We start from the raw sequence: 14,682 nt of genomic DNA, 5'->3' as shown, positions 1-14,682 counted from the left end.
GACCATATTTTATAACGAGTCTGTTTAGAAAACGGCTATTTCACGGTAAACTAACGCCACTTCCCTTTAAGAAAGATCAGTATGGCACGCATTTTTTACTCATTCGCATTAATTATTATTAGCCCACTGATTGTATTTTATCTCTATATTTTACGAGGTAAAAAAAACCAAGGCTATCGTGCACACTTTAAAGAGCGCTTTGGGTTTGTCAGTAAGTCTTTATTTACGGTTAAAACTAAACCTTTAGTTTTTCATTGTGCTTCTGTTGGTGAGGTACTTGCCGCAACGCCACTTATTAAAGCTTTGCAAAAAGCGCATCCAAACTTAAATATACTTATAACCTGTAATACTCCAACAGGCAGAGAGCAAATACTTAGCCAGTTTAAAAATACTGTAGCGTGTAGCTATTTACCAATCGATTTTCCGTTTGCGACGGCTCGATTTTTAAAGCGTATAAAGCCACAAGCATTATGTATCTTAGAAACCGAGCTATGGCCAAATTTAATGGCGATAAGCCACAAAAAAAACATACCAGTACTTGTCATCAATGCAAGACTCTCTGAAAAGTCGCAGCAGGGCTATCAAAAGGTCGCTAAATTAACGCATATTATTATGCGCTCAATTACGGTACTTGCGAGTCACAATAAAACAGATGCTAAACGTTTTATAGAGCTTGGTCTTGAGACTTCAAAAAGCCATGTAACAGGCTCAATAAAATTTGATATAACACCAAGTGAAGAGCAACTAGCTAAAGTACTCAACCTTAAACAGCTTTATAGTAATAATGAACGCTTTGCGTGGGTGGCAGGCTCAACACATCCTGTTGAGCATGAGCTGGTACTTTCAGCCCATCAAGAGTTACTAAAAAAACAACCGAACGCATTACTTATAATTGCCCCGCGCCATCCAGAGCAATTTGACAAAGTGGCAGAGCTTTTAACGCAAAGCCCACTTAGCTTTAGCCGTCGTAGCCAAAATAACTATAATAATGAGCAAGTACTTCTTGCTGATACGCTTGGTGAATTACAGTATTTATATGGCGCTGCAAATGTGAGCTTTATTGGTGGCAGCTTAATTCGCAGAGGTGGGCATAACCCACTGGAATCAGCAGCGTTTTCGGTAGGTGTAATAACAGGTCCACACACATACAATTTTGACCATGTTTATCCCGAGCTAATAAAGCTCAAAGGTGCTGTAGTGGTTGATAGTAACGACGAACTCGCAAAGCAGCTTATAACGTTTAGCCAAAACACAAAAGCGTGCCAAACCTTAGGTATTAAAGCTGCGCAATGCGTAACTAAAAACCAAGGTGCTATACAAAAAACACTTAACATTATTAATCAATATTTAGAGCCAAAACCGTGACCAACATAGCTATAAGCCAAACCCGTGAATGGGTGTCATCTGTTATTGTTAAATATAACTTTTGCCCGTTTGCTCGAAAAGAAGTAGAAAATAACTGTATTCATTACATAGTAAGCTCAGCAACGAGTATGGATGATGCTGTAATGGATATGCTTGAGCAATGTGTTGAGCTTGACCGTGAACCAGAGCGCGAAACAACCCTTATCATGTTTGACAATGGCTTTAGTGACTTTGAAGACTTTTTAGACTTGGTCGATTTAGCTAATGCACTTTTAGTCGCGCAAGGCTTTGAAGGGAAGTATCAAATTGCTAACTTTCATCCTGATTATGTATTTGCCGACAGCGATGAAACCGATGCCGCAAACTACACAAATAGAGCGCCCTTTCCTACATTGCACTTAATCCGCGAAGCAAGTATGAGCGAAGCACTTGATAGTTATAACGAGCCTGAATCTATTCCTGAGCATAATATAAATCTAGCAAGGCGTAAGGGGATTGATTTTTGGCAGCAGTTACTTGAAGGCTGTAAAAAACCGAGCGCTTAAATGCTCGGTTTTATTTTGGTTTGTGCAAAACAAGACAATAACAAACGCTTATTTTTTAACCCAGTTACCATTTACTTCAACGTAATGACCACTTTGGGTTTTTTCAATTGTTTTAGCAGCAGCAAGCGCTTCTACTTGTGAAAGTGACAAGTTATTCTTTTTAGCCAACTTTAAGTACTGCGCTTTACGCTTTGCATTTATATCATCAACAACGGCTTTTGCTTCTGCGTTTTGTACAACAAGCCCTAAATAACCAGAGCTATCTTCACCTACTAAACCTTGGTTTTTAGCGTCATCAAGGCTAATAGCCCACGCAGAGAACGACATACATACTGCACTAACTAACGTAATAATGTTTAATTTTTTCTTCGTATTCATGTTCTAGCTCCTTAAAATAACTCACTGTCGTCACTAAATAAATTGTCGAGTTCTTTATCTACTTTTACGCGAATTTCGTGATCGACCTTCACATTTAAATTAATAGTAATGGGCTCTTTAGCAGACACCTCAACACGATGCGTGCAAGCACTTAGTGCACTAATAGCACTCAGTGCGAGCAGTACTTTTATCAATAACGACTGTCTCATTATTAGTTTCCTTTTTGTGAGTATTGTTGCTCAACTTTTTGTGTAATTTCGTCACTTAAACGTAGTGCGCGTAAAAGTGTAAATACGTTTTCTTCGTGGTTATAATTAAAGTTAACCTGCTGCTGCTCTGCTTTATTATAGCCTTGCAAATTAACCCCTAGTTTTAACCAACCATCATTTTTTAGTGCCACACTGCTATTAAGTTTTTGAATATCTAAATTAGTTAATAGCCCTAACACAGGTTGTAACTCTTGCTGTTGCTGCATTACTGAATCAAACGCGGCATTATTGGTAATTTTTAAATTACCTGTTCCTTGGCTAAATAAGCTACCGTCAATAATTTCAATTTTTCCACTATCAAAGTGAACAGGTAAAGACCCCGCCAAGCGTCCCGTTAATACAATGCCCGACTTATCGTCGAGTGTAACAAGTTTGCTTGCATCAATATTTTCAAACTTAACATTAGCAACTTGGTTTGGCTTCCCTACTGTGTAGCTATCTAATGAAAACTCGCCACCAAACACACTTCCTTTTACATCATTTATAAGCGCGGTATTGTTATTAACTTGCCATTGACCTTCAATCGCTTTAACTACAGCACCTGCTCTAAATTCATTTAAATTAAAGGTAGTTGGTTTTACATTAAGCTCACCTGAATTATACTCCCCGCTAAATACACTGTTTAAATCACTCGCAAGGTAATCGTTATACAGTGCACTTGCATGACTAATCCCCATATTGAACGATGCACTTTGTAAGTTTACATCGCCACTAATATAGCCATTAAATTCGCCCTTAGTTAGCTGTGCAAGTGGCTCAAATTGCCTAATAAATGCATTTAACGGCAGCGTACTTTGTTCAGGAATAATGACTTCAAACGGATGAGCTTGCGACGACATATGATGATTTATAACTAACTCAACATCGTTTATAAACGCGTGATGCGTGGCTTTTAGTGCACGACTTTGCAAGCCCGTAGACTCTACTTTTATATTATTAAGTTTTATGTCAGGGCTATTAACAGCCTTTATATTGGTTTTTGCTGTTAGATCAGCAAATAACTCACCTACGCCTAAATTAGCATTTGCTGTTAATGTGTTACTTATATCCGTTGCTTTAAATTCTTTATATTCTGCGCTTTTTAATTGCTGCGTTAACGCTACCTCTGCGTTTAACTGTTTATCCATTTTTGCTGTTAAATCACCTTGATATTGCACTGCACTTATATCAAACGCATCTACATTATTAAGCGTTAATTTAGCGTTTATAAGCCCAATTGGTTTTGAGTCTATAAACTCACTTATATTAAAGTGACCACTAAGGCTAAGCCCATTCGCTGTTGCAGGTGCAAACTCAGGCAAGCTTTCAAGCATAACGACGTAATCGCCTTTAATTGCAGTGCCAGCTAACTGAGCATTAACGCTAATATTATTTATATTGGGTGTATTTATTTGAGCTGATAAAGTTGTATGTAGGTACTCAAGTGGAGATTTAATATTTAGTGTTGTATCTGTTATTAAAATATCAAATTGCTTATCGCCCACGCTTACCAAATTAATTACAGGTACACTCAACTCACTAGCCTCTAAGCTAATTGATTGAGGGAGTTTTAGTTGCCAATTTAAAGGCACTTGTTTGCTAATAAAGCCTGCATATTCACTTGGTGGAATTAACTCAGTACAGCTTGGTGTTAAATTAATTTTGTTATTAAGCAAATCGGTATTAAATATTAACGCTTGGCTATTTAAATTAAAACGCGTCGCCAATTTACCAGTGGTTAATACGTTAACTTTGCACTGCTCATACGTGTGAGCAAACTGGGATCTAATATCGCCATTTAACTCAAGTTCTATACCATCAAAGCTAAATGCTTGCTGAGTATTAAAGTTAAAATCTGCTATTAATGTATTTTTAGTGTTTATAACTTGCTTTAAAAAAGTGTCATTAATTTCAAACTGACCACTTACTTTATTAGCAGTCAAAATTGCACTCGCGTTTATATCACCTGAGACATTAAATTTATTTAGTTCGGGTTCTAATATGCTTATTTTAAGTGGCTTATTGAGCTCATCACTTTTTACTACAAGCTGTTTAATATTGATTAATGGGCGATTTAAGGGAAGTGCTAAATCGAGATTTTTAGCAAGCTGATTAGCATTATCACTTTCAGGGAGTGGATTAACTGTTAGCACTGCATTTTCAATATCTACACGCTTTGTATTTGCAGTAATACCAGTAAGTTGTAATTGTTGATTTTGATAATTTAAACACACTCTATCAGCATGAATATTTAAGCTAGACGTGATTGAAAAATCAAGGCAGTTTAATGTTACACCCGCTTTTTCGAGCTCTGGCGCTATAACCCACTGTAATAAAGGTAAACGAAATACATAACCAAGCAGCAAGGTACTTAGTAATACAGCTCCAACAATTAAACCAATTCGCTTAAACATACTATCCTTAAATGCTTTGTGCTTTTAGCTATACTAATACCAACCTGCATAAATCTTTGATCAATTTAACGAATTAAATTGCACTATAACGTCGTTAAAAGTTTTTTATTTAGAACAATAGATATAAAAACTTTTGCCTAGTTCTAGCGTAATTTTCTTAACGTTAAATAGACCCCATATATAAGCAGATTGGTATAATCAAAAAAGGCTGCACAATGCAGCCTTTTTAATTTTACAGTAAGATTATGAATCTAACTTGTATAAACGTAAATATAATTAACCTACGTTTTTACGTGCGTTACGGAACATACGCATCCACGGGCTATCCTCGATCCACTCATCAGGATGCCAAGAGTTGGCAACGCTTCTGAATACACGTTCTGGATGCGGCATCATTACAGTGGCACGACCATCTATTGACGTAATACCTGTAATACCTTCTGGAGAACCATTAGGGTTAGCTGGGTACTGCGTTGTAGGGCTACCGTAGTTGTCTACAAACTTAACCGCTACAGTGCCGCTATCAAGCGCCGCTTTAGTGGCTGCATCGTTTGCAAACTCAGCATGGCCTTCACCATGAGAAACTGCTATTGGCATACGCGAGCCAGCCATTCCATTAAAGAACACAGACGGATTCTCTTGTATTTCTACTAAACTAAAGCGTGCTTCAAAACGCTCTGATTTATTAGTTACAAAGCGCGGCCAATGTTCAGTGCCAGGGATCAACTCTTTTAACGTTGATAACATTTGGCAACCGTTACATACACCTAAGCTGAAAGTATCTTCACGGTGGAAGAAGTTTTGGAACTGATCGCGTGCCATGTCGTTAAACAAAATAGACTTAGCCCAACCTTCACCCGCACCAAGTACGTCACCGTATGAGAAACCACCACAGGCCACTAAACCTTTAAATTGCTCTAGTGTTAAACGACCTTCTAAAATGTCGCTCATGTGCACATCAACGGCTGCAAAACCTGCGCGATTAAACGCTGCCGCCATTTCTAAATGAGAGTTAACACCCTGCTCACGTAAAATAGCCATTTGCGGTTTAGCACCGGTTGCAATGTATGGTGCAGCTATATCTTCATTTAAATCAAAGTTAAGTTTTACGTTTAAGCCTGGATCTTTTGCATCAAATTTAGCATCAAACTCTTGCTTAGCGCACTCAGGGTTATCACGGCGTGCTTGCATTTGATACGTTGTTTCAGCCCAAATAGTACGAAGCTCAGTACGCGTATGATTAAGTACCGTATTTTCGCCACGGTTAAATATAATCGTATCGTCACTGTTAAGCGTGCCAATGTTGTGGCTAATTGCTGCTATACCATGTTGTTCAAACACCGCATTCACTGCATCTAAATCAGCATTTGCAACTTGAATTACGGCACCTAGCTCTTCGTTATAAAGCGCTTCAATGTCTGAACCTGTTAAAGCTGCTAAATCAACCGTTACACCGGTATGACCCGTAAACGCCATTTCAGCTACTGTGGTAAATAAACCACCGTCTGAGCGGTCATGATAAGCAAGTAACTTACTATCAGCCACAAGCGCTTGCATTGCGTTATAAAAGCCTTTTAATAACTCTGGGCTATCAACATCAGGGGTTACATCACCCAATTGCTTATAAACTTGCGCAAGGCTTGATGCGCCCATGCGGTTTTTGCCCGCACCTAAATCAATTAATATAAGCGATGTATCGCCTTTATCTGTGCGCAGTTGTGGTGTTACTGTTTTACGTACGTCGTCAACACGACCAAACGCAGTTATAACCAGTGAAAGCGGCGATGTTACTGACTTCTCTTGTGAGTCACCTTCATCTTTCCATGTCGTTTTCATCGACATAGAATCTTTACCTACAGGAATCGTTAAACCAAGCGCAGGACAAAGCTCTTCGCCTACGGCTTTAACAGCTTCATATAAACCAGCATCTTCACCTGGGTGACCCGCTGCTGCCATCCAGTTTGCCGATAACTTAATGTTTTCAAGGCTACCAATATTTGCACAAGCAATATTAGTTAACGACTCAGCTACAGCTAAACGAGCAGATGCACCGTAATTAAGTAATGCAGCCGGAGTACGCTCACCGAGTGACATAGCTTCACCGTGGTAAGTATCATACGTTGCCGCAGTTACTGCACAGTTAGCAACAGGTACTTGCCAAGGACCGACCATTTGATCGCGCGCTACTAAACCCGTAACTGAACGATCGCCGATTGTTATTAAGAATGTTTTTTCTGCAATGGTAGGTAAACGCATTAAGCGCTGCGCTGCATCTGCTGCATTTATTGATGTGATATCAAGCGCTTTGCCAACAACTTGCTTTGACGTTACATCGCGGTGCATTTTAGGTGCTTTACCTAATAATACGTCCAGCGGCAAATCAACAGGGTTATTTTCAAAATGGCTGTCTGACACCGTTAAGTGAGGTTCAGCGGTTGCTTCACCAATAACAGCGTACTGGGCACGTTCACGCTTACAAATTGCTTCAAAGCGGTCAAAGTCCTCTTCGCCAACAGCGAGTACATAACGCTCTTGTGATTCATTACACCAAATTTCGTGTGGTGCCATGCCTGGCTCATCGTTAGGGATGCTACGTAATTGGAACTTACCACCACGTCCGCCATCATTAACAAGCTCAGGAAACGCATTTGATAAACCGCCAGCACCTACATCGTGGATGAATGCAATTGGGTTTTCATCACCTAGCTGCCAACATTTATCGATAACTTCTTGGCAACGACGTTCCATTTCTGGGTTTTCGCGCTGTACTGAAGCAAAGTCTAAATCTTCATTTGACTGACCAGAGGCCATACTTGATGCAGCACCACCGCCTAAACCTATGTTCATTGCAGGTCCGCCTAGCGCAATTAATTTAGCGCCTACAGGAATATCACCTTTTTGAACATGATCAGAGCGAATATTACCTAAACCACCGGCAAGCATAATTGGTTTATGGTAACCACGTACTTCTTCACCGTTATGGCTTGTTACTTTTTCTTCGTAAGTACGGAAGTAGCCTAACAAGTTAGGACGACCAAACTCATTATTAAATGCAGCGCCACCTAGTGGACCTTCTGTCATTATATCAAGTGCGTTTACAATACGACCCGGCTTACCAAAATCGCTTTCCCACGGTTGCTCGTAACCTGGAATACGTAAATTTGATACAGTAAAGCCAACTAAGCCTGCTTTTGGCTTAGAGCCACGACCCGTTGCGCCTTCATCGCGAATCTCACCACCAGAGCCTGTAGCCGCACCAGAGAATGGCGCGATAGCTGTTGGGTGGTTATGCGTTTCAACTTTCATTAGTATTTCAATGTCTTCTTGATGGTACGCATATTCACCTTGCGCATTTGGGAAGAAGCGACCCGCTTTTGAGCCTTTCATTACTGCCGCGTTATCTTTATACGCCGACAATACATTTTCAGGATTTAACTCAAACGTATTTTTAATCATTTTAAACAGCGATTTTGGCTGCTCTTTTCCATCAATTGTCCAGTCAGCATTAAATATTTTATGGCGACAATGCTCTGAGTTTGCTTGTGCAAACATAAACAATTCGATGTCGTTAGGGTTACGTCCCAACTTTATAAAGTTTTCTACCAAGTAATCTATTTCGTCATCAGCAAGGGCAAAACCTTGCTCAACATTGGCTATTGCTAATGCTTCGCGTCCGCCACCTAAAATATCAACAGACGACATTTGGCGCGGTGCATCACTGCGAAACAGCTGAGCAGCATCTTCAAGCTCACTATGTGTGGCTTCAGTCATGCGGTCGTGCAATAACGCAATTACTTGTGCAAGTTGTTCTGCGTTTAAATTACCTTCAACATAATAAGCAATACCGCGTTCAACACGGTGAACCTGCTTTAAACCACAGTTGTGGGCGATGTCGGTAGCCTTAGATGCCCAAGGTGAGATGGTACCTGGGCGAGGTGTAACAAGTACAAGTTTGCCAGCTGGGGTATGCTCAGCAATGGTTGGACCGTAAGTTAATAGTTTTTCAAGCTTGGTTTGCTCAGCGCTACTCAACGGCGATGTTAAATCGGCAAAGTGAGTATACTCGGCATATACGTTAGTGATTGGAAGTTGCGATTGTTGGCAACGCGCTAAAATTTTATTAACTCTGAACTCTGAAAGTGCTGGTGCACCACGAAGGATCAACATAGATAATTTCATCCGGGGTTAGGGATTGAACGATATTTTAGGCACGCATTATAGTCCAATTAGCATTCAGATTTAACTCAAAATTACGCTTTTCATAAAATTAACTTTTCAGCTGTATTTATAGTCTGTTTTGGTTAATAAAATAAAAGGTAAAGTGACGTGATGGCTTAGTTTTGCTATAACGGTGGCTGGCGAGTTTAAGGGGCACTCAATGTTCAAAGAAAAACTAATAATAATCATTACTTTAGTTATGCTGTTGTGCGCATGTGATATGCAAGAACAGCCAACTCAACTCGCCCAAATAAAAGAGCAAAACAAAATACGTGTGGGTACGCTTGCGAGTGCCAGTAATTATTATCAAGCAGTACAAGGAGAGCAAGGTTTTGAATATGAGTTATCTCAAGCCTTTGCTGATTATTTAGGTGTAGAGCTTGAAATAGTCCCTTTCTTTAACTTATCTGACATGTTTGAACGCCTTGAAAAGGGGGATTTAGACTTAATTGCCTCAGGACTTACCTACAATAAAACCCGTGCAGAGCAATATCGCTATGGCCCAACTTATCGCACAATTAGCCAAAAGTTAGTTTATAAACAAGGGCGCGTTCGCCCACGTGATTTTGATGATTTAGATGGTAACTTTACCGTTATAGCTAAAAGTAGCCATTCGCTTACTTTACAAAAAATGAAAAAAAACAATCCTGAACTCACTTGGACCGAAAGCGAAGAGTTTGACGAAGAAGAGTTACTTCAAGCAGTTATTGATGGTGAGATAGATTACACCCTTGCCGATACACATACCTTGTCGCTGTTTCGTCGGTATCACCCTAATTTAAGTATTGGCTTTTCAGTTACCCATAACGACCCAATCGCATGGATACTCAACAAATCTAAAGACGACTCTTTATATGCTCTACTTGTACCTTTTTTTGGTGATATAAAACAAAGTAATCAACTTTACGTACTCGAAGAAAAATACTTTGGGCATGTACGCCAATTTAACTATGTAAATACCCTAGCTTATATAGAAGCGATAAAAGAAACTCTACCAACATACCAACCGTGGTTTGAACAATATGCAGGTAGTCTTGATTGGCGTTTACTAGCAGCGCTTAGTTATCAAGAATCTATGTGGAATCCTCGCGCTAAATCGCCAACAGGCGTTCGCGGTATTATGATGTTAACCCGCAGTACAGCAAAACAAGTGGGTGTTACTAACCGATTAGAGCCAGAGCAAAACATTCGCGGTGGCGGTAAGTATTTAAGTAAGCTTATTAAGCGTATTCCCGACAGAATCCCGCAACCCGATAGAACATGGCTTGCATTAGCGGCCTACAATGTAGGTTGGGGACACGTTAATGACGCACGTATAATTACCGAACAGCAAGGCGCAAGCCCTGATAAATGGGCTGATGTAAAAAAACGCTTACCACTGTTAATTAAAAAGCGCTATTACCGTAAAACCCGCTATGGTTATGCGCGTGGCGATGTAGCGGTTAAATATGTTGATAATATTCGTCGCTATTACGATGCACTTGTTTGGCTAGATGAAAATAATGCTATTGCAGAAAAACCTGAATCAATCGTAGAGCTAAGCACTGTAATCGAGCCAAAGCTAAACGTAACAAGTGAGATAAAAATTGAGGCAAGTGAAGCTCAAATACAAAAGCAACTACCTATAATTGAGCCCGAGCAGTCAAGTGAAAAAAATAACTAAGATTAATTTAGGTGTTTATTTTTGACCATATCTATAAGCGAAATTTAAGTAAATTAAATATCTGTTTACTTGTCATCAAATGATCACTAATGTGTGTTAATTGTATATCATTAATTTATAAGATATACCTCGTGCCTTTCTCACTCTTGCATTAGGAGAAAACATGCTAAAACGTAGACGCACACAAAGATTAAAACGTAATGTAATTTATTCAACGGCCACACGTCGTCGTGTTATGTTGCGCAAATTGCACAAAAAGATTATCTGGCGTCGCCGAATGTTTGCTATGCAGCAAATGGTAGAGTCAGAAATATCCCCTGCGACTAATTAAAGATTAGTCGCATCACGAGCAGCTTTTTTAGTTGCTTTAATTTGTGCTCTTCTACGTTTAAAAAAATCTGAAATAGTATTGCCACACTGCTGTGCTAAAACACCACCACACACTTCAACTTGATGGTTTAACCTCGGTTCTTGTAATAAGTTCATAATTGAACCAGCAGACCCTGTTTTTTCGTCGGCTGCACCAAATACTAAACGCTTTATTCTGCTATGCACCAACATTCCTGCACACATAGAACAAGGCTCTAATGTTACGTACAGTGTACAATCTATTAAACGATAGTTGTTAAGCACTTTTCCTGCTTCTCGTACTGCGATCATTTCGGCATGGGCAGATGGGTCGTTATCGGTTATTGAACGGTTGTACCCTACTGAAATTAGCTGGTTATCTTTTACTACAATCGCTCCTACAGGGATTTCATCAAGCAACTCTGCCTGCTTTGCATACAAAAGCGCTTGCTCCATCCAGTAGGAATCATCAAATGGCTCGTTCATTCTTTCTACTTAAATAACTTTTTATGCTGTGATTATACCTAGTTAGCACTCTAAAGTGCGTCATTCATTACTTTATTGCAAAAATAAAACAATATTTACCCGTTTGTAATGGCTCACTCGTGCTGATTTACGCTATAATCTCACGCTTTTTTTATTTAGCTCACAACACGGGTAGCAAATGAAATTTCCTGGACGCCGCAGGCATAAACATTATTTTCCAGTGGAAGCCAAAGATCCACTTACCAATCAACTTAACGCAACAGAGCGATTACAACGTAGTTATATTACGGGTATCGATCAGATCGTTGTTGATATAGAGGCAAAAGTTGATCAAGCTTTCCTTGACGAATTTCAACTACGTAGAGGTATGTCGCAAGTTATTGATAGCGACATAACAAACGCCTTATACGATCGTTTAAAATTAAACGATATGGTTGATTTTGAGTTTGCCGGTGGGACCATTGGTAACACTATGCACAACTACTCTGTACTTGCAGATGATCGCTCAGTTTTATTAGGCGTAATGAGCGAAAATATAAAAATAGGTAGCTACGCCTACCGCTTTTTATGCAACACCTCAAGCCGCGTAGATTTAAACTATCTTCAACCAGTAGATGGGCCTATAGGTCGTTGTTTTACATTAATTGATGAAACCGGTGAGCGTACTTTTGCAATAAGTGCGGGCCTAATGAATCACTTACGTCCTGAATCTATCGATAAAAACCTTATTGAAAATTCATCAGCATTAGTGATCAGTGCCTACCTCATGCGTACGCAAGGTAGTGAAACGATGACTGAAGCGACTATGCAAGCGGTAAAATACGCTAATGATGCAGGTGTGCCAGTTGTTCTTACACTCGGTACCAAGTTCTTAATTGAGCAAGACCCTACCTGGTGGGCAAACTTTGTTGAAAAGCATGTTGATATTCTTGCTATGAACGAAGAAGAAGGGTTAGCTATTACGGGTTTTGAAGACCCACTCCTAGCTGCTGATAAAGCACTTGATTGGGTAGATTTGGTAATTTGCACCGCTGGCGAAAAAGGTTTATTTATGGCCGGCTACGTTGACGAAAATTTAAAGCGCGAAACCGAATACCCGTTATTACCAGGAGCAATACCTGATTTTAATCGATACGAATTTTCACGTGCTATGCGTAAAACCGAGTGTGATAAGCCTATCAGAGCATATAGCCATACAGCCCCATTCATGGGTGGACCTGACTCAATTAAAAACACCAATGGTGCAGGCGATTGTGCTTTAGCGGCTGTACTACATGACTTATCAGCAAATGTTTATCATAAACTTAACGTGGCAAACTCTGCTAAGCATCAGCAACAAGCTATTACTTACTCATCACTATCGCAAATTAGTAAATATGCTAACCGAGCTAGTTATGAAGTGTTAGTTCAGCACTCTCCTCGCTTATCTCGCGGTTTACCAGAACGCGAAGACTGCTTAGAACAGGTTTATTGGGAACAGTAAATAACGGTGGGAGCAAGTATTGCTCCCTCTCGATTTCCTAAAAAATAGAAATATCGAGCTTTTTAGATAGTAGTTCCAGCGCCGCAATTCCTGCTACCGAATTACCAAACGAATTAAGCCCTGGAGAATAAACAGCTACCGTAAACTTATTTGGTAACACGGCTAAAATAGTCCCTGACACTCCCGACTTACCTGGCATACCTACTCTGTAACCAAAATCCCCCGCAGCATCATATAAACCACTGGTAAATAAAAGCGAATTTAGCTGCTTATTTTGACGACTACTTAAAACACGATCGCCCGATCGATTATCAACACCTTTATTAGCTAAAAAATTATAAGCTTTGGCTAATTCAATACAGTTGAGCTCAATAGAACAAAAGTTAAAGTAAGACCATAAAACATCATCGACTTCATTTTCAAAATTACCAAACGACTTCATTAAATGTGCCATAGCAGCATTACGATGCCTAAATTCATACTCAGAATTAGCGACTTTTTTATCAATCACTATCCCTCTATTACCAGCTAACAACCTAAAGGTCTCGAGCATAGAGTGCATTGGTGCAGATAAGCGGCTGTATAACGCATCACATGTTACAATTGCGCCTGCATTTATGAAAGGGTTACGAGGAATCCCTTTTTCAAACTCAAGCTGTGTAAGCGAATTAAAGGCAGTACCTGAAGGCTCCTTTCCAACTCGATGCCAAAGTTCATCACCATAACGTTGCAGTGCCATAGTAAGTGTCATAACTTTTGAAACAGACTGAATGGTAAAACGTTGAGAGCAATCCCCCGCACATACAGTCTTACCATCAGTTGTATAAATAGCGATAGAAAATTGCTCAGGATCGACCTCTGCAAGGGCCGGTATATAATCAGCTACTTTTCCTTGTGATAATAAAGGGCGTACTTCATGTGCTATTTCATCAAGCACCTTTTGGTAATCAGCTGTAGGCAAACTAGACCTCTATATCATCATTCATAAAAATTGGATTTTAGCACGCGCGAATAGACGCAACTAGTTTTGTTGTTGAATTTAAAGAGGGATGTTTTTCTTAATTTAAAAAAGCAAAAAACGTCACATTACTGTAACGGGTTTCTCTTAATTAAATATTGGTAATGTCGTAGTGCCACAGCGGTGGAGAGGCACATAGCAAATGCTACACTATCTTTGTGTCGGGGCGTCCTTCTGCGGGGCTCGCCTTAGAACTATTTTATTTCGCCACTGAGTTCGGCATGGACTATTTACAAAATTTCAAAAAAGCAAAAAACCCGTCACATTACTGTAACGGGTTTCTCTTAATTAAATCCTGGTAATGTCGTAGTGCCACAGCGGTGGAGAGGCACATAGCAAATGCTACACTATCTTTGTGTCGGGACGTCCTTCTGCGCGGCTCGCCTTAGAACTATTTTATTTCGCCACTGAGTTCGGCATGGACTATTTACAAAATTACAAAAAGCAAAAAACCCGTCACATTACTGTAACGGGTTTCTCTCAATTAAATCCTGGTAATGTCCTACTTTCACATAG

At 39.8% G+C, this 14,682-nt stretch carries 11 protein-coding genes; 5 read left to right on the top strand and 6 right to left on the bottom strand.

Annotated features, from left to right (window positions below; translation table 11 throughout):
- Window positions 1–81: 81 nt before the first annotated feature.
- Window positions 82–1,365: a lipid IV(A) 3-deoxy-D-manno-octulosonic acid transferase gene (gene waaA, locus DC53_RS06340; protein WP_033030879.1), complete on the top strand. Its 1,284-nt coding sequence runs from the start codon at window positions 82–84 to the stop codon at window positions 1,363–1,365.
- Window positions 1,362–1,910 carry a DUF1415 domain-containing protein gene (locus DC53_RS06345; protein ID WP_002961067.1) on the top strand — a complete coding sequence of 183 codons (549 nt, stop codon included), beginning with the start codon at window positions 1,362–1,364 and terminating at the stop codon, window positions 1,908–1,910. Before waaA ends, DC53_RS06345 begins: the two co-directional genes overlap by 4 nt.
- 48 nt (window positions 1,911–1,958) lie before the next feature.
- Here DC53_RS06345 and DC53_RS06350 read toward each other — a convergent pair whose 3' ends face one another.
- The 4 genes from DC53_RS06350 to purL form a co-directional block, all read right to left on the bottom strand.
- Window positions 1,959–2,288: a YdbL family probable chaperone protein gene (locus tag DC53_RS06350; protein WP_002961068.1), complete on the bottom strand. Its 330-nt coding sequence runs from the start codon at window positions 2,286–2,288 to the stop codon at window positions 1,959–1,961.
- 11 nt (window positions 2,289–2,299) lie between these two features.
- A complete protein-coding gene (locus tag DC53_RS06355) occupies window positions 2,300–2,497 on the bottom strand; it encodes a YnbE family lipoprotein (protein WP_007378800.1) in 198 nt (65 codons plus the stop codon).
- Between the two features lie 2 nt (window positions 2,498–2,499).
- Complete coding sequence (locus DC53_RS06360) at window positions 2,500–4,950, bottom strand: intermembrane phospholipid transport YdbH family protein (protein WP_033030877.1); 2,451 nt, start codon at window positions 4,948–4,950, stop codon at window positions 2,500–2,502.
- A gap of 276 nt (window positions 4,951–5,226) precedes the next feature.
- A complete protein-coding gene (gene purL, locus DC53_RS06365; RefSeq protein WP_033030875.1) occupies window positions 5,227–9,117 on the bottom strand; it encodes a phosphoribosylformylglycinamidine synthase in 3,891 nt (1,296 codons plus the stop codon).
- Window positions 9,118–9,328: 211 nt separating this feature from the next.
- Between purL and mltF the strand changes: the two genes are divergently transcribed.
- Both mltF and DC53_RS22185 read left to right on the top strand, forming a co-directional pair.
- Complete coding sequence (mltF, locus tag DC53_RS06370) at window positions 9,329–10,831, top strand: membrane-bound lytic murein transglycosylase MltF (RefSeq protein WP_033030873.1); 1,503 nt, start codon at window positions 9,329–9,331, stop codon at window positions 10,829–10,831.
- 163 nt (window positions 10,832–10,994) lie between these two features.
- Complete coding sequence (locus tag DC53_RS22185) at window positions 10,995–11,162, top strand: hypothetical protein (protein ID WP_007378795.1); 168 nt, start codon at window positions 10,995–10,997, stop codon at window positions 11,160–11,162.
- Here the strand turns inward: DC53_RS22185 and tadA are convergent.
- The gene (gene tadA / locus DC53_RS06375) at window positions 11,159–11,665 is read right to left on the bottom strand and encodes a tRNA adenosine(34) deaminase TadA (RefSeq protein ID WP_033030871.1); all 507 of its coding nucleotides are present in this window, start codon (window positions 11,663–11,665) and stop codon (window positions 11,159–11,161) included. The genes DC53_RS22185 and tadA overlap by 4 nt on opposite strands.
- Window positions 11,666–11,843: 178 nt before the next feature.
- On the opposite strand from tadA, the gene DC53_RS06380 reads away from it, so the two are divergent.
- Window positions 11,844–13,148 carry an inosine/guanosine kinase gene (locus tag DC53_RS06380; RefSeq protein ID WP_033016283.1) on the top strand — a complete coding sequence of 435 codons (1,305 nt, stop codon included), beginning with the start codon at window positions 11,844–11,846 and terminating at the stop codon, window positions 13,146–13,148.
- Between the two features lie 37 nt (window positions 13,149–13,185).
- Here DC53_RS06380 and glsB read toward each other — a convergent pair whose 3' ends face one another.
- Window positions 13,186–14,109, bottom strand: coding sequence for a glutaminase B (gene glsB / locus DC53_RS06385; RefSeq protein ID WP_002961081.1), 924 nt, complete (start codon window positions 14,107–14,109; stop codon window positions 13,186–13,188).
- Window positions 14,110–14,682: the final 573 nt, after the last annotated feature.

The sequence above is a fragment of the Pseudoalteromonas fuliginea genome (assembly GCF_000690055.1).
Taxonomy (GTDB): Bacteria; Pseudomonadota; Gammaproteobacteria; order Enterobacterales; family Alteromonadaceae; genus Pseudoalteromonas; species Pseudoalteromonas fuliginea.
Note: the sequence above shows the minus strand (reverse complement) of the source record. Positions and strands in the feature narration are given on the sequence as shown.

Coding starts and splice junctions, on each gene's coding strand:
- waaA (WP_033030879.1), top strand. CDS start 82: ATGGCACGCATTTTTTACTCATTCGCATTAATTATTATTAGCCCACTG.
- DC53_RS06360 (WP_033030877.1), bottom strand. CDS start 4,950: ATGTTTAAGCGAATTGGTTTAATTGTTGGAGCTGTATTACTAAGTACC.
- DC53_RS06380 (WP_033016283.1), top strand. CDS start 11,844: ATGAAATTTCCTGGACGCCGCAGGCATAAACATTATTTTCCAGTGGAA.
- purL (WP_033030875.1), bottom strand. CDS start 9,117: ATGTTGATCCTTCGTGGTGCACCAGCACTTTCAGAGTTCAGAGTTAAT.
- DC53_RS06355 (WP_007378800.1), bottom strand. CDS start 2,497: ATGAGACAGTCGTTATTGATAAAAGTACTGCTCGCACTGAGTGCTATT.
- DC53_RS22185 (WP_007378795.1), top strand. CDS start 10,995: ATGCTAAAACGTAGACGCACACAAAGATTAAAACGTAATGTAATTTAT.
- mltF (WP_033030873.1), top strand. CDS start 9,329: ATGTTCAAAGAAAAACTAATAATAATCATTACTTTAGTTATGCTGTTG.
- DC53_RS06350 (WP_002961068.1), bottom strand. CDS start 2,288: ATGAATACGAAGAAAAAATTAAACATTATTACGTTAGTTAGTGCAGTA.
- tadA (WP_033030871.1), bottom strand. CDS start 11,665: ATGAACGAGCCATTTGATGATTCCTACTGGATGGAGCAAGCGCTTTTG.